Source organism: Massilia sp. (assembly GCF_046293535.1).
GTDB lineage: Bacteria > Pseudomonadota > Gammaproteobacteria > Burkholderiales > Burkholderiaceae_D > Telluria.
On the sequence record NZ_JBKBOV010000044.1, the window covers coordinates 1 to 26,084 of the forward strand.

The following is a 26,084-nucleotide window of genomic DNA, read 5'->3' on the forward strand; positions in this document are numbered from 1 at the left end:
TGCTGCAGCGCGCGACGACCGAGGCCGCGCCGCTCGAGGCCGCGCCGCTGATGCCCTGGCCGCCCGCGCCGGCCGATGCGCCGTTGGCGCTACCGGCTGCGCCGCCGGCTGCACCGGCAGCACCGTTTGCCTCACCGCCGGTGGCCACGCCACCGGCTGCGCCGCTGCCGGCTGCGCCGCTGGCGTCGCCGCTGTTGTTGGCGACGTTGCCGATGTTGTTGATACGGTTGCCGCTGACGTCACCAGTCAGGTTGCTGATCGAATTGGCGCTCGAGGTGTTGTAGGAGTTGCTCATGCTCGAGGTCGCGTTGCCGCCGTTGTTGGCGGCGGCGGCGCCGGCAGCCGAAGCGGAAGCGTTGCCGGTGCTGCGGTTCTGGCCCGAGGCGTCGCGCGAGTTGTTGGTGTTGGTGGTGTTCGTGTTGGTGCTGTTGTTCGAACGGTCGCTGTTGTCCGACGCGTCGGTGCTGGTCGTGGTCGTGTTCGTGCGGGTGCTGTTGTCCGAGTTGTCGCTGTTGTTCGAGCGGTCGCTGTTGTCCGACCGGTCGGTGGTGCTGGTGTTCGTGGTCGTGTTCGTGCGGGTGCTGTTGTCCGAGTTGTCGCTGTTATTCGAACGGTCGCTGTTGTCGGTATTGGTCGAGGTGTTGGTCGTGGTGTTGGTACGGGTGCTGTTGTTGGTGTTGTCGGTCGTGTTCGTGCTGTTGTTCGAACGGTCGATGCTGGTGGTTTGGGTGTTATCGCCGCGGACGCGGTCGACGGTGGTGTTGCCGTCTTGTGCGTGGGCCAGACCAAATGCCGAAGCGATCGCGATCGCCAGAATAGTGCGCTTCATCTGTTACTCCCCTATGTGTGTCACTGAAAAGTTGAAATGCCCGGCGTTCCATGCCACCGGTCCATCTTCCTATTAGCAGTTAGCGTGCCAGCTTGCTAAACGCTCGCAAGTCTTTGATTAATCTGATGATTTTTATGCTGAGCAAGCTTGTAGGACTGAATTGATGAGGCAGTTCAATAACTTTGAAAAAAGCTGTCTCAAAGCTGTGACAGTTGTCACGCGATTGTCACCAGACTGTATCAGCCTGTAACAGCGCGCAGAGGCGTGCGGAAGCAAGCGCGGAGGCTGCGCTTTCTTCTAATACGTAGGAAAACGAGAAGGGGAAGAGCGCCTGGACAGGCGTGATCAGGGCGCGATCGAGTGCTTGGCCATCAGGCGGTACAGCGTCATGCGCGAGACACCGAGCTCGCGCGCCGCCTGGCTGATGTTGTTGCCGCACTTGGCCAGGCTGTTCCAGATGGCGGTGCGTTCCGCGCTGCCGCGCGAATGGTCGAGGTCGTTACGCAGGATGATGGCGTCGTCCTGCGGCGCCAGTTCGAGGTCTTCCGGCATGATGAGGCGGTGCTCGGCCAGCACCATGGCGCGCCGCATGCGGTTGATCAGCTCGCGAATATTGCCCGGCCAATCGTGCTGGGCCATGGCGCGCAGGGCTTGCTTGCTGACACCCTTGAGCTGTGGGCTCTTCTCATCGGCAAATTTGTTAAAAATGATCTCGGTGAGCAGGGGCAGGTCTTCCTTGCGCTCGCGCAGCGGCGGTACCCGGATCGGGAACACGCTGAGGCGGTAGTACAGGTCTTCGCGGAAGCGCCCCGCGGCCACCGCCTTGGGCAGGTCGACGTGGGTGGCGGTGATCACGCGCGCATCGACCGCTACCGTGCGGGTGCCGCCGACCCGGTAGATGCTGCGTTCCTGCAGGAAGCGCAGCAGGCTGGCCTGCAGGTCGAGCGGCAGGTCGCCGATCTCGTCCAGGAAGATGCTGCCGCCGGATGCCGCCTCGATCAGGCCCGGCTTGTCCTTGGCCGCGCCGGTGAAGGCGCCACGCTCGTAGCCGAACAGCTCGGAGTGGATCAGCGAGGGCGGAATCGCGGCGCAGTTGATGGCGATGAACGGGCCGCCGGCGCGCGGCGACTGCGCGTGGATTTCCTGCGCCGCCAGTTCCTTGCCGCTGCCGCTTTCGCCCGAGATCAGCACCGGCGCATCGACGGCGGCGATCTTGTCGATGTGGGCGCGCAGGCGCCGGATGGCGACCGAGTTGCCGTCGATGCGGCGGGCGCTGGAAGCGCGCTTGTGCGGCGGCGTGGATTTGGCGAGCATGGCCATGCCGTGCGCGTGGCCGAGCGAATGGTGCAGGCGCACGGTGTCGACCGGCCGGGTATGGAAATCGCACAAGTGGGTGGCGATGGCCTGGCGCAGCTGCGGCCGGTGCAGCAGGTCGGGACCGAACACGCCGATCCAGCGGATGTGGTGGTGTTGCTGCAGGAAGCGTTCGGTGTCGTCGTGTTCGAGGCTACCGTCGCCGTCGAGCAGCAGTCCGACCGGGTAGTGCTGCTGTGCCAGTACCTTGCGCGCGGCCGCGATGCTGTCGACCGTGCACACATCCCAGCCCCGCAAGTCGCCGCAGACGGAACGCACGCCCGCATTCCCCTCGTTGGTGATGCATAAGAGTCGTTTGACCGACACATTAACCTCGTTCTTATTCGTTATTACTGGTAATGCAGGCGACGATGTCGGCCGGATGCCCGAAGCTAAGGTAAAAACATCGGACAGGAAATGCCGGATTCGTCCGACACCGCGTTGACTGTCATTTAACCAGAAGCGGCCACTTTTCGGCGCACGAATATTGTTGAGTTGGTAATCCGCATCGCAAAAATTCCTACAGGAATCAATGCTTTACAGTATTTACTTCAGGCTGTGCTGTCGGCGGCGGCGCTCGCCAGCAGGGCGACCAGGCGCTCGATCGCATAGGGTTTGGCGAGCACCTGCACCCCCGGAATCGCGGCTTGGCGTTCGGTGTAGCCGGTGGCCAGCACCACCGGCAAGCCGGGGGTGCGCCGGCGTACGATGGCGGCCAGGTCGATGCCGTTCACGCTGCCCGGCATGACAATGTCGGAGAACACCACGGCGGGGCGGGCGCCGCCCTCGAGCAGGGCCACGGCCTGGTCGCCGTCGTGCGCCACCAGCACCTCGAAACCGGCTTCCTCGAGCGCGTGCGTGACGGCCTCGCGCACCAGCGGGTCGTCTTCGACGAACAGCACGGCGCCGCGCCCGCGCGGCAGCGGCGCCTCCGTCGGCGCAGGGGCCGGCGGCTGCGCCGCCTGTTCGGCGCGCGGCAGCCAGATGTCCACCCGGGTTCCCCTGCCGGGTTCGCTGTCGAGCAGCAACAGGCCTTGCGACTGCAGTGCGAAGGCATAGGCCTGCGGGAGGCCGAGCCCGGTGCCCTGGCCCTGGCTCTTGGTGGTATAGAAGGGGTCGAGCGCGCGTGCCATCACCTCGGGCGTCATGCCGCTGCCGGTGTCGCTGACCGTCACGCGCACGTAGTCGCCCGGCGCCAGGGCGGCGAGGGCCGATTCGCCGGCGTGCCGGGCGAGGCGGATGTTGCGTGCCTCGATGCGCAGCACGCCGCCGCGCGGCATGGCGTCGCGCGCATTCACGGCCAGGTTCAGCAGCGCCAGGTCGAACTGCAAGGGCTCGACCTTCACCGGCCAGGCCGGCTCGTCGCAGTCGATCTGCAGGTCGATGTCCGGACGCAGGGCGCCGCTCATCAGCTGGCGCGCGCTGCGCAGTTGCTCGCATGCATCCACCGTTTCCTGGCGCGCTTCCTGGATCCTGCCGAACGAGCCGAGCTGGCCGGTGAGGGCGGCAGCGCGCTGCACGGTTTTCTTGCAGGTCTGGAGCAGGCCGCCCACCTTGTCGTCCGTGTTCTTGAGTTCGGCCAGCTGCAGCGCCGTGCTCAGCGTTTGCAGCAGGTTGTTGAATTCGTGGGCGATGCCGCCGGTCAGGCGGCCCAGGGCTTCCAGCTTCTGCGACTTGAGCAGGGCGCCCTGCGCGCGCTCGGTGGCCGCGACGGCTTCGGCCACGCGCCGCTCGAGTTCCTGCTGCGCCTGGTGGATCTGGCGCCCGGCGTCGAGCATGCGCCGCGCCACGTTGTCGATCTCGACGATGCCTTGCGGCCGGTAGCCCGGTTCCTTGCCCTGGCCGAGTTCGTCGGCGGCCAGCCCGAGGTGCTCGATCGGTCCGATTGCGCGCCGCGCCAGCCAGCGCGCCGCCAGCACGCCGGCCGCCAGCAGCGCCGCCATGAGTCCGGCCAGCATCGCCGCCGCCTGCAGCGGCACGCGCCGGATCTCGCTCACCGGGATGCTGACCAGCACCTTCCAGTCCGACATCGGCACCGTGCTGAAGAAGGCGCGCACCGGGATCCGGTCGAGCGTGCGGCTGTCGTACACCCCTTCGTGCGTCCGGGCCAGCAGTTCGCGGCTGTAGGCGCTTACCGGCTTGCCGATGAATTCCTGGGGCGTGCGCGAACGGGCCAGCACCACGCCCTTGCGGTCGACGATGGTGGCAATCCATTCGGCACGGAAATGCTGGCGCTCCATCAGCGTTTGCAGGCTGGTCACGCTGACGCCCAGCAGCAGGTGGTAGCGCACGGCGCCGTCCACCATCACCGGCACCTGCACGCTGTAGTCGTAGATCTTGCCGATCGGCGCCATGAAAATATCGGACACATAGGTCGCCGCGGGGCCGCCACGCTGCATCAGTTCGCCGACGTTGGACGAGCGCCGCGTCGGCAGCGCCGCGCCGAAAGGCTTGCGCGTGTTGATCAGCTGCTTCCCATCCAGGTCGGCCAGCACGATCACGGTGTCCCATGCCGGCGCCATGCCGCGCGCGTGCTCGTAGAATTCGCGCAGGTCGCCGCGGTGCAGGGAAGGAGCGACGGCCAGGGTGCGCAGGACCGCGGTGCGCGCCTGCAACTCGTTGTCGACCATCAGGGCAAAAGCGCGGGTAGCCTCGCTCACGCTCTGCACCTGCGATTTCTGCTCTTCCCGATAGACGTAGCTGACCGCCAGCGCGGCTGCGATGAAGGACGGCACCAGGATGGCCAGGACCAGGATCAGGAGACGGCTGCGGATACGCATGGGATGACTGGAAGCCGCAATGCAAGCAATTTGATGATTATACAAGAGCTACAATGTTGTCAGGAAAGCCACCGAGCCGTGCGCGGTCCGCCAGAGGGCGCCGGCGCAGTCAGCTTGTATAATGTTGGCAACCCTAAACCGCAGGCACATATGACCAATACCACCCACTTCGGCTACAAGACCGTTCCCGAGGACCAGAAGGTCCAGGAAGTCGCCAAGGTCTTCCATTCGGTCGCATCGAAATACGACGTCATGAACGACCTGATGTCGGCCGGCCTGCACCGGGCCTGGAAGATGTTCACGATCGCGCAGGCGGGCGTGCGTCCGGGCTTCAAGGTGCTCGACATCGCCGGCGGCACCGGCGACCTGGCCAAGGCTTTCGCCAGGCAGGCGGGCCGCACCGGCGAGGTCTGGCTCACCGACATCAACGAATCGATGCTGCGCGTGGGCCGGGATAGACTATTGAATAAGGGCCTGGTGACCCCAACTTTGCTGTGTGACGCAGAGAAGCTGCCCTTCCCGGACAATTATTTCGACCGGGTCAGCGTGGCCTTCGGCTTGCGCAACATGACGCACAAGGACCAGGCGCTGGCGGAAATGCGCCGCGTGCTCAAGCCGGGTGGCAAGTTGCTGGTGCTGGAATTCTCGAAAGTCATCGCGCCGCTGCAGAAGCCGTACGACCTGTATTCGTTCTCGGTGCTACCGTGGTTGGGCCAGAAGATCGCCGGCGATGCCGAGAGCTACCGTTACCTGGCAGAATCAATCCGCATGCATCCGGACCAGGAAACCCTGAAGTCCATGATGCTCGATGCGGGACTGGAGCGGGTCCAGTATCACAACCTGACGGGTGGTGTGGCCGCATTACACACCGGTATCAAACTGTAAGGATACAAAGATGAAAAAATTCGTGGCAACCATGGTTCTGGCGATCACCGCGGTCTCGATGATCGCGGAAGCGACCGCCCGCCCGATGGGCGGCAAGCGCTCGATCGGCCGCCAGTCGCAGCCCGTGAAGCAGATGCAGGCCCCGGCCCCGGCGCCCACCCCTGGCATGCAGCCGCAGCGCGCGCCTGCCGCGGCGCCTGCGGCCGCCGGCGCCGCCGGCGCCGCCGCTGCCGCCCAGGCCAAGCGCCCGAGCATGTGGAAGGGCATCCTCGGCGGCGCCCTGCTGGGCCTCGGCCTGGGCGCGCTGCTGTCGCATTTCGGCATCGGCGGCGCACTGGCGAGCGCGATCTCGGCGATCCTCATGATCGGCCTCTTGGCCCTGGCCGTGCTGTTCATCGTGCGCATGTTCCGCCGCAAGGATACCCCGGCCAACCCGGCCTTCGGCGGCGGCTACACCAATCCGGTGCCGGCCGGCGCTTCGCCGAACCCGGCTGCCGGTGCGGTCGCGACCCCGGAAATCGGTTCCGGCCTGCGCCAGCCCGCGGGTTTCCAGAGCCAGAGCCAGTTCGGCGGCGTCTCGCTGGGCAAGCCTGATGCGGCAGCGCCTGCGGCGCACCAGCAGTGGGGCGTGCCGGCCGACTTCGACCAGGACGCCTTCCTGCGCCACGCGAAAGCCTCCTTCATCCGCATGCAGGCCGCCTGGGACCGTGGCGACGTCAACGACCTGCGCGAGTTCACCTCGCCGGAAGTGTTCGCCGAGCTGAAGATGCAGATCCAGGAGCGCAATGGCGCCACCGATTTCACCGACGTGGTGACGATCGACGGCCAACTGCTGGGCATCGAGACCACCGCCACCGACTACCTGGCCAGCGTGCAGTTCAACGGCATGATCCGTACCGCCCCGAACGCGCCGGCCGAGCCCTTCGTGGAAGTGTGGAACATGGCCAAGCCATTGTCGGGCCAGAGCGGCTGGGTGCTGGCGGGAATCCAGCAGGTGGCATAATATTTTTCAGTTAATCTTCGTGCTGCCGGGTTTGCGCCCGGCAAACTGGTAAGATCGAAACCGCCCGCTCAACCCGGGCGGTTTTTTTATAACGTGTGCTGCCAATGATCCCGAGTTCTTCCATGCTGGCGACGCCTGCCGTTGCCACGATCAACCACCTGCTGGCCCAGGAAGCCTGGGCGCGCGAATCGCTCGTCCGGCACGCCGGCAAGGAAGCCTGCATCGACACGGGCCACCTCCAGCTGCGCCTGCGCGTGGCGCGCGATGGCATGCTCGAGCCGGGCAAGGCCGAGGGGCCGGCGAACGTGACCATCCGCGTCAAGCTGAGCGATCTACCGATGATCGCCCAGAACCGCGACCGCGCTTTTTCCTATGTGAAAATCGAAGGGGACGCCGAGTTTGCCAACACCATCTCTTCGCTGTCGAAAGGCCTGCGCTGGGATGCCGAATACGACCTGGAGCGCATCGTCGGTCCGCTCGGCGCGCGCGGCCTGGTGCAGGGCGCGCGCGGCGCGGCCTCCGGGGTGCTGGGCGCCGGCCGCCGTCTGGCCGAGAACGTGGCCGAATTCCTGGTGGAAGAGCGGCCGGTCCTGGTGCGCCCGACGGCCGTGAACGAATTCGCCGCCGACGTGGTGCGCCTGCGCGACGACGTCGAGCGCACCGCCAAGCGCATTGCAAAACTGGAGCAGCGCCTGGCGCAGGCGCAAGCCCCTGACGCGGGCCGCCCGCGTGTGATATTGAGTCCGGATAACCGATGATATTGAAATTCCTGCGCCTGCTGAAAATCCTCGCCGTCGCGACCAAGTACGGTCTCGACGAAATCGCGGTCACGAGCCTGCATGCTCCACGCACCGCGCGCTTCATGAGCACCGTGTTCTTCTGGCGCCGCATCACCTCGCCGCGCGCCATCCGCCTGCGCCAGGCGCTCGAAGAGCTGGGGCCGATCTTCATCAAGTTCGGCCAGGTGCTGTCGACCCGGCGCGACCTGATGCCGCAGGACATTGCCGACGAGCTGTCGCTGCTGCAGGACCGGGTGCCGCCTTTCGATAGCGACCTGGCGATCGCCCAGATTACCGAGGCGCTCGGCGCCCACCCCGACCAGCTGTTCGGCAGCTTCGACCGGGTGCCGGTGGCCTCGGCCTCGATTGCACAGGTGCACTTCGCGACCCTGAAGAACGGCACCGAGGTGGCGGTGAAGGTGCTGCGTCCCGGCATGCGCAAGACCATCGACGAAGACCTGGCGCTGATGGACATGGCCGCCAGCCTGATCGAGAAGGTGTGGGCCGAAAGCCGCCGCCTCAAGCCGCGCGAAGTCGTCGCCGAGTTCGACAAGTACCTGCACGACGAGCTCGACCTGATGCGCGAGGCCGCCAACGCCAGCCAGTTGCGCCGCAATTTCGCCGGCTCGAACTTGCTGATGGTGCCGGAAATGTACTGGGACTACTGCTCGAGCAGCGTGATCGTGATGGAGCGCATGCGCGGCATCCCGGTGTCGCAGATCGACCGCCTGGCGGCCGAAGGCGTGGACCTCAAGAAGCTGTCGAGCGATGGCGTGGAAATCTTCTTCACCCAGGTGTTCCGTGACGGCTTCTTCCATGCCGACATGCACCCTGGGAACATCCTGGTGTCGATCGAGAAGGAGACCTTCGGCCGCTACATCGCCCTCGACTTCGGCATCGTCGGCACCCTGAACGATTTCGACAAGGATTACCTGTCGCAGAACTTCCTGGCCTTCTTCCGGCGCGACTACAAGCGCGTGGCCGAGGCCCACATCGAATCGGGCTGGGCGCCGCGCGACACCCGGGTCGACGAGCTCGAATCGGCGGTGCGCGCCTGCTGCGAACCGATCTTCGACCGTCCGCTGAAAGACATTTCCTTCGGCCAGATCCTGCTGCGCCTGTTCCAGACCTCGCGCCGCTTCAACGTCGAGGTGCAGCCGCAACTGGTGCTGCTGCAGAAGACCCTGCTCAACATCGAAGGCCTGGGCCGCCAGCTCGACCCCGAGCTCGACCTGTGGAAGACCGCCAAGCCTTACCTGGAACGCTGGATGAGCGAGCAGGTCGGCTGGCAGGGCATGGTCGAGCGCCTGCGCGCCGAAGCGCCGCGCTACGCCCACATCTTCCCGCAACTGCCGCGCCTGCTGCACCAGACCCTGGAGCGCCACGCCCACTCGGGCATGGCGACGCAGCACGGGCACCCGGTCGGCAACGCCGACCTGATGGCGGCCCTGCTGGTCGAGCAGCGCCGTACCAACCGCCTGCTGGCTTTCCTGGGCGCCGTGGTGGTGCTGGTGGGTAGCCTGGCGGCCGGCTACGTCGTGCTGCATGGCGGCTGACCCGCCGAACTTCGCCAGCCGCGATCCGCTCAGCCCGGCGTTCTGGGACGAGCGCTTCGCCACATCCTTCACACCCTGGGACCGCGGCGGCGTGCCCCAAGCCCTGCGCGATTTCGTGGCGCGCAGCCCGGCGCCACTGTCCACCCTGATTCCCGGCTGCGGCAGTGCCTACGAACTGGCGTTCCTGAGCGCGGCCGGCTGGGACGCCACGGCCATCGACTTCGCGCCGCAAGCGGTGGCGCGCGGCAAGGCGCTGGCCGGGCAGTGGGCAGATCGTGTGGTGGAGGCGGATTTCTTTGCCTGGCAGCCGCGGCAAGCGCCGGATTTCATCTACGAATGCGCCTTCCTGTGCGCCTTGCCGCCCGCCATGCGGCCGCAAGTGGCGGCGCGCTGGGCTGCGCTGCTGGCGCCGGGCGGCCGGTTGGGCGGCTTCTTCTTTTTTGACCAAACGGTAAAAGGTCCGCCTTTCGGCATCGACAGGGCCGGGCTCGCGGCGCTGCTGGCGCCTTGCTTCGAGCTGGTCGAGGATGCGCCGGTGTCCGATTCGCTTCCCATCTTCGCCGGCAAGGAACGCTGGATGCTCTGGCAACGCCGCTAAACCAAACCGGGGGTCAGGTCTGACATTCAGACACGAACTCAAGCATTGCATTGCTCAGCCCGTGTCCAAATGTCAGACCTGACCCCGCCGTATAAAAGAAAAGCCCGCATCAGCGGGCTTCCAAGTACAGCGTTCTTTTACGGACCAGCGGCGGTGCAGCACCGCGCACAATCTTCTGTTTCTTCTTAACGGTGGGCAGCAGTGCTTGCCTGTTGCCATCATGTTCTTAAGAAAGATGCTATTTAATCACCCGGGCCTGTTGTTGAGCAAACGAAACAGCGCATCACGATGACGAAAAACAACACCTGCAGCGCCACGCGGAACGGCCTGGACCCGGCTGCTGCGGCCGAAACAGGCAAAGCCTCCCGTAAAAGCTTTATAATTCAGGGTTTTGAAGATTTTTGCGGAGTATCAGATGCCGATTTACGCCTACCGCTGCGATGAATGCGGTTTTACCAAAGATGTACTGCAAAAAATTTCTGACCCAGTGCTGACGGTCTGCCCGTCTTGCAGCAAGGAAGCCTTCAAAAAACAGGTGACCGCTGCCGGCTTCCAGCTCAAGGGCACGGGTTGGTATGTGACCGATTTCCGTGGCGGCACCCCACCCGCCACCGGAACGTCGAGCGGTGCTGCCGCCCCGGCGGCCGCATCCGACGGTGCAAGCAGCACGGCCAGCACGCCGGCGCCTGCCGCCGCCGACAAGAGCAGTACCTGAAGCAAGTGAGCAAAGCGGCCTTTCGGGGCCGCAGCCCGAACAAGAACAAGAGAATTCGATGCGCAAATATTTCCTGACCGGCCTGCTGGTGCTGGTGCCCCTGGTGATCACCGCCTGGGTCCTGAGTGCCATCATCAGCACCCTGGACCAGTCGCTGCTGTTCGTGCCGGAAGACTGGCAGCCGCGCAAACTGTTCGGCATGGACATGCCCGGCTTCGGCGCGGTCCTGACGCTCGCCATCGTCTTCCTCACCGGGCTGCTGACCAATAATCTGGTGGGCCGCTACATCGTACGCTTGGGCGACCGCGTCATGAAGCGCATTCCGGTGGTCAGTTCGCTGTACGGCAGCGTCAAGCAGGTGTCGGACACGCTGTTCTCGTCCTCGGGCAACGCGTTCCGCACGCCGGTGCTGATCCCGTACCCGCATGCGGAATCCTATACCATCGCCTTCCTGACCGGCGTGCCCGGTGGCGACGTGAAGAACCACCTGGTGGGCGACTACGTGAGCGTGTACGTGCCGACCACCCCTAACCCGACCTCGGGCTTCTTCCTGATGATGGAACGCAGCAAGGTCGTGGAACTGAACATGTCCGTGGATGCGGCCCTGAAGCACATCGTCTCGATGGGCGTCGTCGCTCCGGATTGAACAAGAAAACGCAGCAAGCAAAGAACAGGGCGCGAGCCTCTAACGAACCAACCAACCTGGAACGAAAACCATGACCTCCATGCGTACTCACTACTGCGGCCTCGTCACCGAGGAACTGCTGGGCCAAACCGTCAGCCTGTGCGGCTGGGTGCACCGTCGCCGCGACCACGGCGGCGTGATCTTCATCGACCTGCGCGACCGCGAAGGCCTGGTGCAGGTGGTCTGCCACCCGGATAACGCCGAGGTGTTCAAGGCCGCGGAACACGTGCGCAACGAGTACTGCCTGCGCATCACCGGCACCGTGGTGAACCGCCTGGAGGGCACTGCCAACGCCAACCTGAAGTCGGGCAAGATCGAGATCAACACCACCAAGCTCGAAGTGCTGAACGCCTCGGTGCCGGTGCCTTTCCAGCTGGACGACGACAACCTGTCGGAAACCACCCGCCTGACCCACCGCGTGCTCGACCTGCGCCGCCAGCAGATGCAGCACAACCTGCGCCTGCGCTACAAGGTGTCGATGGAAGTGCGCAAGTACCTGGACAACCTGGGCTTCATCGACATCGAGACCCCGATGCTGACCAAGTCGACCCCGGAAGGCGCACGCGACTACCTGGTGCCCTCGCGCGTCAACCCGGGCAACTTCTTTGCGCTGCCGCAGTCGCCGCAGCTGTTCAAGCAGCTGCTGATGGTCGCCAACTTCGACCGCTACTACCAGATCACCAAGTGCTTCCGCGACGAAGACCTGCGCGCCGACCGCCAGCCGGAATTCACCCAGATCGACTGCGAAACCTCGTTCCTGACCGAGCAGGAAATCCGTGACCTGTTCGAAGACATGATGCGCGTCGTCTTCAAGAACGCCGCCGGCATCGACCTGCCGAACCCGTTCCCGGTGATGGATTTCGCCACCGCCATGGGCTCCTACGGTTCGGACAAGCCGGACATGCGCGTGAAACTGCAGTTCACCGAACTGACCGAGCTGATGAAGTCGGTCGAGTTCAAGGTGTTCAACGGCGCCGCCAACATGGCCGGCGGCCGCGTGGTCGGCCTGCGCGTGCCGCAGGGCGCATCGATGCCGCGTTCGGAAATCGACGCCTACACCCAGTTCGTCGCCATCTACGGCGCCAAGGGCCTGGCCTACATCAAGGTCAACGAGAAGGCCAAGGGCCGTGACGGCCTGCAGTCGCCGATCGTCAAGAACATCTCGGACGACATCCTGGCCCAGGTCCTGGCCCTGACCGGCGCCGAGGACGGCGACCTGATCTTCTTCGGTGCCGATAAAGCCAAGGTCGTCAACGACGCCATGGGCGCGCTGCGCGTGAAGATCGGCCACTCGGAATTCGGCAAGAAGGCCGGCCTGTTCGACGACGTCTGGGCCCCGCTGTGGGTGATCGACTTCCCGATGTTCGAGTACGACGAAGACGGCGACCGCTGGAACGCCACCCACCACCCGTTCACCGCACCGAAGGACGGCCACGAAGACATGCTCGAGACCAACCCGGGCGCCTGCGTCGCCAAGGCCTACGACATGGTCCTGAACGGCTGGGAGCTGGGCGGCGGCTCGATCCGTATCCACCGCGAAGACGTGCAGAGCAAGGTGTTCCGCGCCCTGAAGATCGACGCCGAGGAAGCCCAGCTGAAGTTCGGCTTCCTGCTCGACGCCCTGCAGTACGGCGCGCCGCCGCACGGTGGCCTGGCCTTCGGCCTGGACCGCCTCATCACCCTGATGACCGGCTCCGAGTCGATCCGCGACGTGATCGCCTTCCCGAAGACCCAGCGCGCGCAAGACCTCTTGACCAACGCGCCGTCGGAAGTCGACGAGAAGCAACTGAAAGAGCTGCACATCCGCCTGCGTAACGAACCGAAGGTTGCCTAAGCGCTTTCTGTAGGGTGGTCGGCTTTGCCGACCGCGCGTCCAACTCACGCGGGCCTGGCCAATACATCGGCCTTGCCCGCGTTTGTTTTTCTAGCCCTCATGCCCCACAAAATCCCCGAATCGGTCCTGGTCGTCATCCATACCTCGAATCTGGAGGTGTTGCTGATCGAACGCGCCGACCGCCCGGGTTTCTGGCAATCCGTCACCGGCTCGCTCGACGCCCACGACGAACCGCTGATCCAGACTGCTACCCGCGAGCTGTTCGAGGAAACCGGCATCGTGGCTGACGGCCGGCAAATCCGCCTGCACGACTGGCAGCTTTCCAACGTCTACGAAATCTACCCCGTCTGGCGCCACCGCTACGCCCCCGGCGTCACCCACAATACCGAGCACGTGTTCTCGATCTGCGTGCCGCGCGACGTCCCCGTGATCCTGAGCCCGCGCGAGCACACGCAATATGCCTGGCTGCCTTATCTCGAGGCCGCCGACCGCTGCTTTTCCTCCTCGAACGCCGAAGCCATACTGCAGTTGCCGCGTCATATCCTTGCTGCAGAGTAATTTTTTGCGGAATATCCGCCATGCATGGATTTATTAACAATTCCTGATGGAAAATAAACTGTCGTCGTACCACAACAATGGCCAAATTTTTTTTTGTGAACGGTTATTCGCTTCCTTGACAAATTCTTATTCATTACCGTGCATTTGATGTCAAGTTCATCTCATAAACTGTTGTTTTTGCAGATATTGCTGAGTTATCCGAGATGATTTTGGTAATTAGTTTACCGAAGGAAATTAGCTAATTTCCTATGCGCACGATAGATTCGTCGTTTGACAGTCGTCAATCTCTAGCATATCGTCGCTGAGGTCGCTTGTAACAATTTTCGCGACGCAACTCTAACTAGATAGATCTACAGGGAGAAAACATGGACCTCGAACTGAAGAACGACGATAAGGTAAAAGAGATCAGTATCGGCAACGGCTGCATCCAGATCGACCTGTTGTCCGGCCTGAGGTTGTCCGGACCTCTGCTGTCGAACGACGAAGTGGCACGAACGTCCGCGCGCCCGCGCCGGATGATGGTGAGCGGCCACGAGGCCGTCTCCGGCCAGATGGCATTTGTCTGAACACGGCGGGCTGGCCCCGCGACCAGATCACCCGGCAGCGCACAATTGGGCTCGTTCCACAAGGACAAGCACCCGATGCGGTTAGAATGTTCCCATGAAAATTCGTGTGGCTACCTACAACATTCACAAGGGCGTCTCGTCATTGCGTAGTACGCCCCGGGTGATCGCCCTCAAGAAAGCAATCGCAGAATTCAACGCCGACGTCGTCTTCCTCCAGGAGGTGCAGGGACGGCATGACCGCTTCCAGGCGCGCTACGGCAGGGAAGACCTGGCGCACCGGCACTGGCCCGAGACGGCGCAATACGATTATTTCAAGAACGAGAAGCACCACAGCGCCTACGGCATGAACGCCGTGTACGACCACGGCCACCATGGCAATGCGCTGCTGAGCGCCTTCCCGATCGAGAATTCGCACAACCACGACGTGTCCGACCACGCCTACGAGCAGCGCGGCATCCTGCACTGCGTGCTGAACACGCAAGCCGGCAAGGTCCATTGCTACGTGGTGCACCTGGGCCTGTTCGAAGGCAGCCGCAGCCGCCAGACCGACGCCCTGATCGAGCACGTCAAGGGTTCGTCCGACGGCGAACCGGTGATCATCGCCGGCGACTTCAACGACTGGCGCAACACCCTCAGCGACCGCCTGCGCAATGCGCTCGGCGTGAAGGAGGTGTTCGACGAGCTGGGGCCGAAGTCGCCGCTGGGCGACATGGTGCGCGGCTGGGCCGGCCGCCAGCCGCCGCCGCGCCGCCAGCCGCGCCTGGCCCCGGCGCGCACCTTTCCGGCCATGCTGCCCTGGTTCCGCCTCGACCGCATCTACGTGCGCGGCTTCAAGGTGGACAACGCCCGGGTGATGCACGGTCCGCTGTGGGCCAAGCTGTCCGACCATGCGCCGATCGTGGCGGAACTGCAGCTCTCGTAGGCCATGCGCCACGTCAGCTTCGTAGACAACAACGACGTCACCCTCCTGGAAAGCGGCACCGCTTATTTCCCGGCGCTGATCGCGGCGCTCGATGCGGCGCAGTACGAGGTCTTTTTCGAGACCTATATCTTCGCCGAGGACGACACCGCCGGGACCGTGCGCGACGCCCTGATTCGCGCTTCGCAGCGCGGCGTCAAGGTGCGCGTGCTGGTGGACTGGATCGGTACCGAACACCGCCCATGCACGCGCCTGGGCGTGGCATTCGCCGAGACGGGCGTGCAGTACCGCGTCTTCAACCCCTGGTGCAAGCGCGGCATCGCGCGCTCGCACCGCAAGATCGCCGTCATCGACCGCGAGGTCGCCTTCGTGGGCGGCATCAACGTCAACGACGACTGGCGGTGCGACCACGCCGACAAGCACCGGCTGCCGGCCCCGCGCTGGGACTTCACGGTGCAGGTAACGGGGCCGCTGGTGGCCCAGATCCACGACGAAGCCCAGGGGCAGTGGCTGCGCGCGGGACGCTTGCGAATCCGGCAGCGCATCGAGCTGTTCAAGGAAATGCGCAAGGATCCGCCGCAGTCCTGCGAGCATCCGGCGCGCGCCGCCTTTGTGGTGCGCGACAACCTGCGCAACCGTTCCACGATCCAGCGCGCCTACCTGCAGGCGCTGGGCCGCGCCAAGGACAGCGTGCTGCTGGCCACGCCGTATTTCGCGCCGGGCCGCAAGTTCCGCAAGGCGCTGGCCCATGCCGCGCGGCGCGGCGTGCAGGTCACCTTGCTGATCGGGGTAGGGGAGTTCCGCATCCAGGACATGGTGGCCCGCTCCTTCTATCCGAAGCTGCTGGCCGATGGCGTGCGGGTGGTCGAGTACCGCAAGACCCAGTTGCACGCCAAGGTCGCGGTGGTCGACGGCGACTGGGCCACGGTCGGCTCGAGCAACTGCGACGGCCTGTCGCTGTTCCTGAACCAGGAAGCCAACGTGGTGGTGCTGGACGAGCGCTTCGCCGCCACCATGCGCGAGCACATCGAACGCGGCATCGCCGACGGCGTGCCGGTCCGCGCCGAGGACTTCGCCCACATCGGCTGGATCCGGCGTGCGAGCTATGGTTTGGCGTATATGGCGTATAAACTGGTCATGCGGATCTTCGCGATCGGCTATGCCTGAACGCAAGCAAAAGGAACACCATGGAAGACAACAACGTACGCATCGACAAATGGCTGTGGGCGGCGCGCTTCTTCAAGACGCGCTCGCTGGCGGCCGACGCGGTCGACCGCGGCCGCGTGCGCATCGGCGGCGAACCCGTGAAACCGGCGCGCAACGTCAAGGTCAACGACAAGATCTTCATCGACAACGGCTCCGACCGCTGGGAAGTGATCGTGGCCGCGATCTCGGGCACGCGCGGCCCGGCGCCGGTCGCGCGCACGCTCTATTTCGAAACCGACGAGAGCATCGCCAAGCGCGAGAACGACAAGACGGCGCGCCGCCTGTTCCCCGAACCGAGCGCCGACATCAAGGGCCGGCCGACCAAGCGCGACCGCCGCGCCATGACGCGCGTCGGCGAAGAATAACACCGGGGGTCAGGTCTGACATTTGGACACGGCCTCTGCTGTGGAAGATCCCTCAGTCCTGCAGCCCCAGTTGTTCGAAGGCAGCGACCGCCCGGCTGACGGTCTTGGTCGACACGCCGAAGGCGCAGGCAATCTGCGGCATCGTGAAAGCCGTCGAGCGGTAGGCGCGCGCCATTGCCTCATCACGGTTGGCGTAGCTGGCCTGATATTCGCTCAATGACAGCGCGACCGCCCGGCGCTCGGTCCGTGGCGCTTCGACGAGGGCTTCTGCCAACTGCAATCGCTGGTGCGTCGAGACGAAGTCGTCGTCCCCCAGAAGAACCCGATGACGCACGGCGACAAGCGGGCTCGCTTTGCCGACGCCCGCCAGCACGAATGCCCGATAAGCGGAGATGGCGGCTGCAGGCGCCTGGCCGAACTGGCTGAGCAGCCAATCGCGCTGGAACCATGTGGGTGCGGGTTTGCTACCGGTGAGGAAATGATGGCTGCTCCATTGCCATTCGTCCGGTGAGGACACCATCGCCGCACGCAAAGGATTCAGCACGATATATCGGCTGAGTTCCAGCAGATGGGTCTCTTTCTGCACCAGGACGGCGTGATACCGCCCCTGGAACAGGTGCCCGGCGAGTTCATGGCGCCGGTTGATGTGCTGCGAATAGAGTCCATTGAGTTGGCGCATCCCTCGCGAGAGATTCGCCTCCACCGTCTCCACCAGCAAGTGATAGTGATTCGTCATCTGGCAGAAAGCGTGGACAACGAAATTGTGGCGTTCGCATACGTGCGCCAGCACGTCCAGCCAAAGATGGCGATCGGCGTCCTGATGATAAATCGGCTTGTGCCGGTTGCCCCGCGCCGTGACGTGGTAAAGCGCATGGGCGAATTCGAGTCGGAGAGGTCGTGTCATGCCGAGCACCTTACTGGATACGCAATGTCCGGCGCTGCGATGGCGCAGCGGTGGGCCGGATGGCGGGCAAACGCTTGAGCTCGTGTCCAAATGTCAGACCTGACCCCCATTTATGTGCGGCGGATATTGGCCTTCTTTGCGGTAGGGAATGTAGAATGCGATTTCCCGGCCGCAAGGATCGCTGAGGCGTAAAGACGCGCGAAGCGGCTTGGCGGTCTCCGCCAACCTCTTCGTTTCTTTCCCATGCAGACTGCTGTCCCTCTCGTCACCAACGATGCCGTCGTGCTCGGCATCCTCGCAACGATCCTCGGTTTCGTCTTCTGGTCCTCCTCGCGGACCGATGGCTTCTGGAAGAAGTTTTATACCTACGTGCCGGCCCTTCTGCTGTGCTACCTGGTGCCGGCCATCCTGAACACCCTCGGCGTCATCGATGGCAGCCTGTCGAAGCTGTACCCGGTGGCGCGCGACTACCTGCTGCCCAGCGCGCTGGTACTGCTCTGCATCGCGATCGACTTCGGCGCCATCGTGCGGCTCGGCCCGAAAGCGATCATCATGTTCCTGACCGGCACCGTCGGCATCATGCTGGGCGCCATCGTGTCTTTCGAGGCCATGCGCGTCATCCATCCGGAGACGGTGGTCGGCGAGACCTGGCGCGGCATGACCACGATCACCGGCGCCTGGATCGGCGGCGGCGCCAACCAGGCCGCCATGAAGGAAGTGTTCGAGGTGGACGCTACCCTGTTCGGTCAGTTCGTCGCCGTCGACGTGCTGGTGGCAAACGTCTGGATGGCGGTGGTGCTGTTCCTGGCCGGGCGTGCCCAGGCCTTCGACCGCTGGACCGGCGCCGACCTCTCCGCCATCAACGCCCTCAAGACGCGCATCGAAACCTACCAGGCCGAGCATGCGCGCATGCCGACCCTGACCGACGTGATGGTGATCCTGGCCGTGGGCCTGGGCGTCACCGGCCTGTCGCATGCGCTGACCGGCCCGACCGTGGGCTGGGTCGCCAGCCTGCCGCAAGAGTGGAGGCTGCAGGACTACAGCCTGACGTCGTCCTTCTTCTGGATCGTGGTGTTCGCCACCACCTTCGGCATGCTGCTCAGTTTTACCAAGGCGCGCAGCCTGGAGGGCGCCGGCGCCTCGACCCTCGGCTCGGCCATGCTGTACTTCCTGGTGGCCACCATCGGCATGCAGATGGACCTGAACGCACTGCTCGACCGTCCATGGCTGTTCGTGTTGGGCCTGATCTGGATCGGCGTGCACGGCGGCCTGCTGCTGCTGGTGGCCAAGCTGATCCGCGCGCCGCTGTTCTTCATGGCGGTCGGCTCGCAGGCCAACGTCGGCGGCGCCGCTTCGGCTCCGGTGGTCGCCACCGCCTTCCATCCGGCGCTGGCCCCGGTCGGCGTGCTGCTGGCGGTGCTCGGCTATGCGCTCGGCACCTATTGTGCGTATATCACCGGGCTGATGCTGCGGGCGTTGGCGACTTGAGAGACAGCTTCCGCAGGCCGCGGTCCACGGCGTCGATCGCGCCGGCGAGGTAACCCGGAAACGGGCCCACGGCGCTGCGCGCCGCGCCGGACAAACCCTGCTCGCGCCAGAAGGGCCTGCCGTAGACGGCCAGGTACTTCGCATGCGGCGCCATCCAGGTCGGCGTTGCATGCCACTGGCGCGCCAGGGCGTCCGGCAGGGCCGGTTCAAAGGCGATGCCGCCGGCAAGCAGCCTTGGCGGCGCCGCCAGCAGCACGTGCGCGGCCTGCCGGGTCGTCAGGCCAGCCCCGGCGTCCACGCAGTCCAGTTCCACGTGCGCGGCGTGCCGGCGCAGGCGCCGCACCGCCTGCCCGGTAATGATCCTCGACGCATCGACGCCTGCCCTCAGGGCGTCGGTCAGCGCCGCCATCCCGCCGGCCAGGCGCATCGAGGCCGGCGAATTCACATAGCCACGCATCCGGAAGGGCGGCTCGCTCCGCGAGCGCTCGCCCATCATGTCGCCTTCCTCATGCTGTGCGAAGCGTTCCAGTCCCAGCGCATGCACCAGCCTGTCCAGTCCGGGCTGGAGTTCGGGCCAGAACCAGGTCGGGCCCAGGTCGACACCCCCGGTCGAGAGGATGCGGCCGCCGAGGGTGTCGCGCGCCTCCAGCAGGACATAGTCGCCGCAGCCTTCCTGCTCGAGCCGGTAGGCGGCATACAGGCCGCTCAGGCCGCCGCCGACGATGGCGATGCGCGCGCCGTGCGTGTTCACTGCGTCCCTTTCGCCAGGCGGGCCAGGTGGCCGGTCTTGAGATAGAAGCATACGCCGGCCTCGCCCGCCACCAATTGCGGCCGGGTGCCGGCCGGCAGCCGCATCCAGCTGCCGCGCTCGCAGCGCTGTCCGCCTGCGAGGAGCTCGCCTTCGAGGACCAGCAGTTCGGCGCCGCCTTCCCAGGCGCCGGAAAGCGCCTGTCCGGGCGCGAACCGCTGCAGGCAGACCTGTTCGTGCGCGTTCGAGAACAGCGGGCAGCGCGCGCCCTGGCCGTGCTGCTCCCAGTTGGCCGGGTCGCGCGTGTCGATCCGCAGGCGGGAGTCGTCATCCGGCGCCATCTGGCGCAGCTTCACGAAGATGAGCGCGCCCTCGCGGCTGAAGGGCTGGTGCGACGAGCCGGAGGGGCTGCGCAGATACCAGCCCGCCGGGAAGTCGCCGCTCTCGTCCGAGAATACCCCCGACAGGACCAGGATCTCTTCGCCGTCCGGATGCGCGTGTGCGGGGAAGGACGAGTCCGGAGCGTAGCGCACGATGCTGGTGGCGCGGGCCTGTTCGGCGCCGATCCGGTCCAGCATGACGCGCTCGACGCCGCCCTGCGGCGACGAGGTCCATCGGTACCGGGCGGGCGTGACGACGACGGGAAGCGAAAAATCTGCGTTGACGAGCATGGGGTTCTCCGGGTGGGAGGGGAGGGCGCCCATTGTAGCGGGCTGCCTTGCCGAAGGTGGCCGCCTTCCGCGACTGGCTGATGGCGGAGGCGGCTACAGCTGCAGTCGGCAGCGTTTCCTAGTCGGCCCGCTTGCGCAGGAAGGCCGGGATGTCGAACACTTCCACATTCGGACGCCGCGCTTCGAAGGCCTCGCGGGCAATCGATCCCACGCGCCGCTCCAGCAAGCGTGCCGGTTGCCGGGCCAGCCCGCCGCCGGCGCGGCGCAGCGCACCGAGCCAGCGTTGCGCACGGCCGGCGTCGCCGAAACAGTCGGCGACCGCGGCGAGGAATGCCCGGACCACATCGCTTTCCGGATGGCCTTCGTCGATCAGGAGGCGCAGCGCATCGATACACTGCGGCGCGTCCAGCAGGTCGGCCAGCTCGTCCAGTGTGGCCGGCGCCCTGTCGTCGACCAGCAAGCGCAGGCGGTCGCGGTACAGGTAGTCCGCATCCGGGCGCTGCCCGCGGAGGAAGGCCGGCACGTCGTTGTACGCCGCCTGTCGCTCCATCATCGGCAACGTGGACTCGCGGCGCCACACGGCCGGCATATTCGCCGAAGCGAACATCATGCGCCCGGTTCCCGCCCGGGCTGCGGGCGCCATCTGGGCTACCGTCCGCAGGCGGGGCATGCCGGCCGGCTTGTCCGCTTCTTCGCGTCGGTGCACCAGGACCAGGCTGGTCGTCGGGCCCAGCAGGCCGTATCGCAGGGCCAGTGCATGCTGCTGCTGCGCCGTGGCGCCGTCCATGCGCGCCGCCGCCGCCATTCTGGCCAGCGTGTCGCCGTCGAGCAGCGCGCCGTCCAGCGGAACATGGACGGCGCGCGGCGTGAGGCTGCCGTCTTCCTGCCAGCTCAGTGTCGCGCCGGCGGGGGCGGCGCCCGCAAAGCCGGCAAAATGGTGTACCGTCTCGCTGCTCAGCACGACCCGTCCGCTTGCGCTCTGCCAGGCCGGTTCGCCTTCCCACGCCACCGCCACTTCGCGCACCGGGGCCTGGCGCATGCGCCGGAAAGTGCGCAGGATCGCGCCCTGCAGTTCGGCGGGGGCCGCGATGCATTCGCAGGCGCCGCCGGTCTTGCCCGTCAATTGGTGCAAGAGGCTGGACTGTGGCGCACTGCCGATGCCGACCGCGAAGACCCGCTGGCCCGCAGCTTGCGCGCTGGCCACCAACGCTTCCGTTTCCCAGATGTCGCCGTCGGTGATGAGCAGGACGTCGGCGTCGAAGGGCTGCGCAAGCGCGAAGGTCGACAACAGCGCTTCGCGCATTTCGGTGCCGCCCATGTCGGCCTGGATGGCGCCGATCCAGCCGCTGGCCTTCCTGATGGCGCGCGGCGTGGCCGCCATCAGCGAGGCGCTCAGGTGCGTGACGTCGCTCCCGAAACAGCTGAGGCTGAAGTTGTCTTCCCGCTCCAGGTGGCTCAGCACTTCATGCAGGGCGCCGCGGGCGGCGTCGATGCGGTCGCCGTTCATCGAGCCGGAGCAGTCGACCAGGATCTTGAGGTTCAGGGCGGCGCCAGGCAAGCCGTCGTCGCATGGGCAGAAGCTGGCCAGCGCCACCAGGCCGTCGCCATCCCGGCCCAGCGTCGTCAGCGACGTGCCGGCCAGGCCGGCGGCCACGAATACGGCGTCGCGGTCGAGGCAGGCATCGCTACGCAGGGCCAGGGTGACGCAGCCATCGCTGCTGCGCACCGCCACCGCATGCGAAGGCGAGCCCAGTTCGGCGCCTGCCAGCTCTCCGTGGAAGGCGACGCTGAGCGAGAACGGATACGTGACGCACAGGTCGGTCTCGGGTACCTGGTGCGGCTGCAGGCCGGCAGCGCGCGGGTCGCCGTAGCGGGGCGCGATCACGGCCGGCACCACCAGCCTGACCTGGCCCTGCGCGAAGGACAGCAACTGCGCATAGCGGAAGCGGACCAGGGCTCGCTCGCGCGGCAGCAGGTTGCCGACGCTGACCGTGTACATGCCGTCGCCGGCGCGTTCCACCATCACTGCCGCGTCGCCGTCTTCCAGTGCGCCCTCGTAGATCCGCTCGCCCTGCGCGCGGGCGACGACCGTGCCACGCAAGGTCTTTTCGCCGAGCACGCATTCCACCTCCAGCAGGACGGCATTGAATGGCACCGGGAAGGTATACACGGCTTCCACGTTCTCGTCGCCGGCATTCAGGTAATGCTGTTCGACGCTCAGTTCGAACAGCAGGCCGCGCACGCTCCCTTCGGCGCGCACCGATTGCAGGACCGAAGAAGCGGCACTGCCGCGGGAGGGCGATTCAGGAAGGCGGATGACACTCATGCCGTGGGGTCCTCTGGTTTGATTTGCTGGAATGCCGCCATGACCGCGGCGAAAAATTGCCGGGACTGCTCCGGCGAGAGACCGGCGCGTGCCGGATCGAGCCTGACTTCCACGCCTTCGGACACGATGAGGTGGCTCCAGACCTCGACCGTGCCGGCGCGGTCCGGGCGACCCGGTGGGGGCTGCGTGGCGCCTGACAGCAGTTCGCGGATGCGCTCGAGCGACAGCCCCTCCTGGGTCCAGCGCCGGATGGCGAGCAGCTGTTCGAGATGCTTCTGCGTGTAGCGGGCGGCGCGTGTTTCGCCTTCCGGCCGGTCGACCAGCCCGATCTGGATGTAATAGCGGACGGTCCGCTTCGGCAGGCCGGTCAAGCCGCACAGTTCGTCGATGCCGAATTCCTTCGAGGCGAATGGCGCCATCTCATGCTCCAGGTGAGTGCGCAATCCGCCGGATGCGCGATGGTTGTGACAGTAGATTAATACAGTAATGGTGTCAATAAATAATTGCAGGCATTGCGATTGCACTCGCGCGAATGCGCTTTTCGTACACCACGCGCGGCAAAAATGCGCTACCTTTACATCTGCGACAACATTGTCCTTGCCAAGCCTGGCCGGGAACGCTCAGCAGGCGGCTTCACCTCGCTTGCCGTTGTCCTGCATCAATAGAATCTCGCCTCTAAGTTCCCGTTTGACATTTCAACTCTGGTAGATAATAGTACGAGCGTTCGGATTTTTTCGATTCAGGGGCAACTATCACTACTTCAGCAAAATTCATGCGCAAGGGCGAACTCACGCGGGCAGCGATCCTGGACGTGGCGCTCGAGCTGTCGAGCCGCGACGGCCTCGAAGGCCTGACCATCGGCGTGCTGGCCGACCGGATGAACATGAGCAAATCCGGCGTGTTCGCGCACTTCGGCTCGCGCGAGGACCTGCAGCTCGAGGTAGTGAAGCTCTATCACCACCGCTTCGAGCAGGAAGTGTTCTTTCCGAGCGTGCGCGAGCCGCGCGGCCTGCCGCGCCTGCAGTCGATGTTCGACCGCTGGCTGGCGCGCGTGTCGGTCGAGATCGCGTCCGGCTGCATCTACATCAGCGGCGCCGTCGAGTACGACGATCGCCCCGGTCCGATCCGCGAGGAACTGGTCAAGATGGTGCAGGACTGGCAGGGCGCGCTGCGCCGCGCCGCGCGCCAGGCGGTCGAGGTCGGCCACCTGCGTCCCGGCGCCGATGCCGAGCAGCTGGTGTATGAAATGTATGGGCTGATCCTGGCCTTGCACCACGACGCGCGCTTCCTGCGCAATGCCGGCGCGGTCGAGCGTGCGCGCCGCGGCTTCGAGCGCTTGATCGAGAACTACCGTAACCCGAATCCGCCGCAAGGCACCCCGGCCCACTAATACTGCCGGCCAGTCAACACACTTTTTACCTTCGTTCAGGAGAAAACCATGGGTCAGTACGTCGCGCCAATCCGGGATATGCAGTTCGTTCTGCACGAATTCCTCAATGTCAGCGAAGAGTTCAAGAACCTGCCTGCGTACCAGGAAATCGACGCCGACATCATCAACCAGGTGCTCGAGGAAGGTGCGAAGTTCACGCAGGAAGTGCTGTTCCCGCTGAACCACTCGGGCGACCGTGAAGGCTGCCATTTCGACGCCGCCACCAAGACCGTGACTACCCCGAAGGGCTTCAAGGAAGCCTATCAACAGTACGTGGCGGGTGGCTGGGCGGCTCTCGGCTGCGATCCGGAATACGGCGGCCAGGGCCTGCCTATTACGCTGAACAATTCGTTCTACGAGATGCTGAACTCGGCCAACCAGGCCTGGACCATGTACCCGGGCCTGTCACACGGCGCCTACGAGTGCCTGCTGGAGCACGGCAGCGACGAGCAGAAGAAGCTGTTCCTGCCGAAGCTGGTCTCGGGCGAATGGACCGGCACCATGTGCCTGACCGAAGCGCACTGCGGCACCGACCTGGGCCTGCTGCGCACCAAGGCCGAACCGCAGGCCGACGGCACCTACAGCATCACCGGCTCCAAGATCTTCATCTCGGCCGGCGAACACGACATGGCCGAGAACATCGTCCACCTGGTGCTGGCGCGCCTGCCGGACGCGCCGGAAGGCTCGAAAGGCATCTCGCTGTTCCTGGTGCCGAAGTTCAAGGTCAACGCCGACGGCTCGCTGGGCGAGCGCAACGGCATCGCCTGCGGCGCCATCGAAGAGAAGATGGGCATCCACGGCAACGCCACCTGCCAGATGAACCTGGACGGCGCGATCGGCACCCTGATCGGCCAGCCGCACAAGGGCCTGCAGGCGATGTTCGTGTTCATGAACGCCGCCCGCCTGGGCGTCGGCATGCAGTCGCTGGGCCTGACCGAAGTCGCGTACCAGAACGCGCTGGTCTACGCCAAGGAACGCATCCAGATGCGTAGCCTGTCGGGCCCGAAGGCACCGGACAAGCCGGCCGACCCGATCATCGTGCACCCGGACGTGCGCCGCATGTTATTGACTGCCAAGGCCTTCGCCGAAGGCGCGCGCGCACTGACCTCGTACATCGCGCTACAGATCGACCGCGAACTGAACCACCCGGACGAGGAAGTGCGCAAGGAAGCCGCCGGCGAAGTCGCGCTCCTGACTCCGATCGTCAAGGCCTTCATCACCGACAACGGCTGGATCGCCACCTCGGAAGCGATGCAGGTGTACGGCGGCCACGGCTACATCAGCGAGTGGGGCATGGAGCAGTACGTGCGCGACGCCCGCATCAACATGATCTACGAAGGCACCAACACCGTGCAGTCGCTGGACCTGCTGGGCCGTAAGATCCTGATGGACAACGGCGCCAAGCTGCGCGCCTTTGGCGAGAAGATCAAGGCCTTCGTGGAAGAGAACGGCCTGGACGAGTCGATGTCGGAATTCGTGACCCCGCTGGGCGAACTGGGTGAGAAAGTGACCAAGCTGACCATGGAAATCGGCATGAAGGCCTTCCAGAACCAGGACGAAGTCGGCGCCGCCGCCGTGCCTTACCTGCGCGTTGTCGGTCACCTGGTGTTCAGCTACTTCTTCGCGCAGATGGCGAAGATCGCGCTGGCCAAGCAGGATTCTGGCGATAAGTTCTACGAAGCCAAGCTGCACACCGCGCGCTTCTACTTCGCCCGCCTGTACCCGGAAACCGCGATGCTGATCCGCCAGGCACGTTCGGGTGCATCGAACCTGCTGGCCATGGACGCAGATTTGTTCTAACCCGTCACGTCAAACGACACCACCGTCATCCCGGCGCAGGCCGGGATCCAAGTTTAGCGCAGTGATAGCGCGAGCAAACCTGGGTCC

The 26,084-nt window shown here is 65.2% G+C and carries 23 protein-coding genes and 1 pseudogene; 16 read left to right on the top strand and 8 right to left on the bottom strand.

The genetic code is table 11. The annotated features are described in order from the left end of the window. The 3 genes and pseudogenes from ACK4S9_RS19085 to ACK4S9_RS19095 all read right to left on the bottom strand — a co-directional run. Positions 1 to 829, bottom strand: a pseudogene (locus tag ACK4S9_RS19085) (hypothetical protein); the annotation flags it as partial. 345 nt (positions 830 to 1,174) lie between these two features. Further along, positions 1,175 to 2,509: a sigma 54-interacting transcriptional regulator gene (locus ACK4S9_RS19090; RefSeq protein ID WP_409728903.1), complete on the bottom strand. Its 1,335-nt coding sequence runs from the start codon at positions 2,507 to 2,509 to the stop codon at positions 1,175 to 1,177. A 224-nt stretch (positions 2,510 to 2,733) separates the two neighbouring features. Continuing rightward, the gene (locus ACK4S9_RS19095) at positions 2,734 to 4,962 is read right to left on the bottom strand and encodes a response regulator (protein ID WP_409728905.1); all 2,229 of its coding nucleotides are present in this window, start codon (positions 4,960 to 4,962) and stop codon (positions 2,734 to 2,736) included. A gap of 150 nt (positions 4,963 to 5,112) precedes the next feature. On the opposite strand from ACK4S9_RS19095, the gene ubiE reads away from it, so the two are divergent. From ubiE to ACK4S9_RS19160, 13 genes are all read left to right on the top strand, one after another. Next, on the top strand, positions 5,113 to 5,847 hold the full coding sequence (gene ubiE / locus ACK4S9_RS19100; RefSeq protein ID WP_409728907.1) for a bifunctional demethylmenaquinone methyltransferase/2-methoxy-6-polyprenyl-1,4-benzoquinol methylase UbiE: 735 nt from the start codon (positions 5,113 to 5,115) through the stop codon (positions 5,845 to 5,847). Between the two features lie 10 nt (positions 5,848 to 5,857). Beyond that, positions 5,858 to 6,850 carry a Tim44 domain-containing protein gene (locus ACK4S9_RS19105; RefSeq protein ID WP_409728908.1) on the top strand — a complete coding sequence of 331 codons (993 nt, stop codon included), beginning with the start codon at positions 5,858 to 5,860 and terminating at the stop codon, positions 6,848 to 6,850. Between the two features lie 122 nt (positions 6,851 to 6,972). Further along, entirely contained in the window at positions 6,973 to 7,608 is a 636-nt protein-coding gene (locus ACK4S9_RS19110) for an SCP2 domain-containing protein (RefSeq protein WP_409728910.1), read from the top strand. Then, complete coding sequence (gene ubiB, locus ACK4S9_RS19115; protein WP_409728912.1) at positions 7,605 to 9,185, top strand: ubiquinone biosynthesis regulatory protein kinase UbiB; 1,581 nt, start codon at positions 7,605 to 7,607, stop codon at positions 9,183 to 9,185. Before ACK4S9_RS19110 ends, ubiB begins: the two co-directional genes overlap by 4 nt. Beyond that, positions 9,175 to 9,783: a methyltransferase gene (locus ACK4S9_RS19120; protein ID WP_409728914.1), complete on the top strand. Its 609-nt coding sequence runs from the start codon at positions 9,175 to 9,177 to the stop codon at positions 9,781 to 9,783. The genes ubiB and ACK4S9_RS19120 overlap by 11 nt, the downstream gene beginning before the upstream one ends. A gap of 415 nt (positions 9,784 to 10,198) precedes the next feature. After that, a complete protein-coding gene (locus tag ACK4S9_RS19125) occupies positions 10,199 to 10,498 on the top strand; it encodes an FmdB family zinc ribbon protein (protein ID WP_409728916.1) in 300 nt (99 codons plus the stop codon). A gap of 58 nt (positions 10,499 to 10,556) precedes the next feature. Beyond that, positions 10,557 to 11,144, top strand: coding sequence for a DUF502 domain-containing protein (locus ACK4S9_RS19130; RefSeq protein WP_409728917.1), 588 nt, complete (start codon positions 10,557 to 10,559; stop codon positions 11,142 to 11,144). A 70-nt stretch (positions 11,145 to 11,214) separates the two neighbouring features. Beyond that, on the top strand, positions 11,215 to 13,017 hold the full coding sequence (gene aspS / locus ACK4S9_RS19135) for an aspartate--tRNA ligase (RefSeq protein ID WP_409728919.1): 1,803 nt from the start codon (positions 11,215 to 11,217) through the stop codon (positions 13,015 to 13,017). Between the two features lie 99 nt (positions 13,018 to 13,116). After that, on the top strand, positions 13,117 to 13,575 hold the full coding sequence (gene nudB / locus ACK4S9_RS19140; protein ID WP_409728921.1) for a dihydroneopterin triphosphate diphosphatase: 459 nt from the start codon (positions 13,117 to 13,119) through the stop codon (positions 13,573 to 13,575). 365 nt (positions 13,576 to 13,940) lie between these two features. Continuing rightward, positions 13,941 to 14,141 carry a hypothetical protein gene (locus tag ACK4S9_RS19145; RefSeq protein WP_409728923.1) on the top strand — a complete coding sequence of 67 codons (201 nt, stop codon included), beginning with the start codon at positions 13,941 to 13,943 and terminating at the stop codon, positions 14,139 to 14,141. A gap of 94 nt (positions 14,142 to 14,235) precedes the next feature. After that, positions 14,236 to 15,063 carry an endonuclease/exonuclease/phosphatase family protein gene (locus ACK4S9_RS19150; protein WP_409728924.1) on the top strand — a complete coding sequence of 276 codons (828 nt, stop codon included), beginning with the start codon at positions 14,236 to 14,238 and terminating at the stop codon, positions 15,061 to 15,063. A 3-nt stretch (positions 15,064 to 15,066) separates the two neighbouring features. Then, positions 15,067 to 16,227 (top strand): cardiolipin synthase ClsB, encoded by a 1,161-nt coding sequence (gene clsB, locus ACK4S9_RS19155; RefSeq protein WP_409728926.1) that lies wholly within the window; start codon positions 15,067 to 15,069, stop codon positions 16,225 to 16,227. A gap of 20 nt (positions 16,228 to 16,247) precedes the next feature. Then, a complete protein-coding gene (locus ACK4S9_RS19160) occupies positions 16,248 to 16,631 on the top strand; it encodes an RNA-binding S4 domain-containing protein (protein ID WP_281912544.1) in 384 nt (127 codons plus the stop codon). 52 nt (positions 16,632 to 16,683) lie between these two features. Here the strand turns inward: ACK4S9_RS19160 and ACK4S9_RS19165 are convergent, their stop codons facing one another. Further along, positions 16,684 to 17,535 (bottom strand): transposase, encoded by an 852-nt coding sequence (locus ACK4S9_RS19165; RefSeq protein WP_409728928.1) that lies wholly within the window; start codon positions 17,533 to 17,535, stop codon positions 16,684 to 16,686. Between the two features lie 243 nt (positions 17,536 to 17,778). Here ACK4S9_RS19165 and ACK4S9_RS19170 point away from each other — a divergent pair, with 243 nt between their 5' ends. Next, positions 17,779 to 19,023, top strand: a complete 1,245-nt coding sequence (locus ACK4S9_RS19170; RefSeq protein ID WP_409728930.1) for a DUF819 domain-containing protein — start codon at positions 17,779 to 17,781, stop codon at positions 19,021 to 19,023. Here ACK4S9_RS19170 and ACK4S9_RS19175 read toward each other — a convergent pair. The 4 genes from ACK4S9_RS19175 to ACK4S9_RS19190 all read right to left on the bottom strand — a co-directional run bounded on the left by ACK4S9_RS19175 (position 18,989) and on the right by ACK4S9_RS19190 (position 23,187). Further along, positions 18,989 to 19,774: a flavin monoamine oxidase family protein gene (locus ACK4S9_RS19175; RefSeq protein ID WP_409728931.1), complete on the bottom strand. Its 786-nt coding sequence runs from the start codon at positions 19,772 to 19,774 to the stop codon at positions 18,989 to 18,991. The two genes, ACK4S9_RS19170 and ACK4S9_RS19175, sit on opposite strands and share 35 nt — an antisense overlap. Then, a complete protein-coding gene (locus ACK4S9_RS19180) occupies positions 19,771 to 20,442 on the bottom strand; it encodes a cupin domain-containing protein (RefSeq protein WP_409728933.1) in 672 nt (223 codons plus the stop codon). The genes ACK4S9_RS19175 and ACK4S9_RS19180 overlap by 4 nt, the downstream gene beginning before the upstream one ends. A 118-nt stretch (positions 20,443 to 20,560) precedes the next feature. Next, the gene (locus tag ACK4S9_RS19185; RefSeq protein ID WP_409728935.1) at positions 20,561 to 22,768 is read right to left on the bottom strand and encodes a VIT domain-containing protein; all 2,208 of its coding nucleotides are present in this window, start codon (positions 22,766 to 22,768) and stop codon (positions 20,561 to 20,563) included. Further along, complete coding sequence (locus tag ACK4S9_RS19190) at positions 22,765 to 23,187, bottom strand: MerR family transcriptional regulator (protein WP_409728937.1); 423 nt, start codon at positions 23,185 to 23,187, stop codon at positions 22,765 to 22,767. Before ACK4S9_RS19190 ends, ACK4S9_RS19185 begins: the two co-directional genes overlap by 4 nt. A 353-nt stretch (positions 23,188 to 23,540) precedes the next feature. Here ACK4S9_RS19190 and ACK4S9_RS19195 point away from each other — a divergent pair, with 353 nt between their 5' ends. Then, a complete protein-coding gene (locus tag ACK4S9_RS19195) occupies positions 23,541 to 24,158 on the top strand; it encodes a TetR/AcrR family transcriptional regulator (protein WP_409728938.1) in 618 nt (205 codons plus the stop codon). A gap of 48 nt (positions 24,159 to 24,206) precedes the next feature. Beyond that, on the top strand, positions 24,207 to 25,997 hold the full coding sequence (locus ACK4S9_RS19200; protein ID WP_409728940.1) for an acyl-CoA dehydrogenase C-terminal domain-containing protein: 1,791 nt from the start codon (positions 24,207 to 24,209) through the stop codon (positions 25,995 to 25,997). The last annotated feature ends 87 nt before the right edge of the window (positions 25,998 to 26,084 follow it).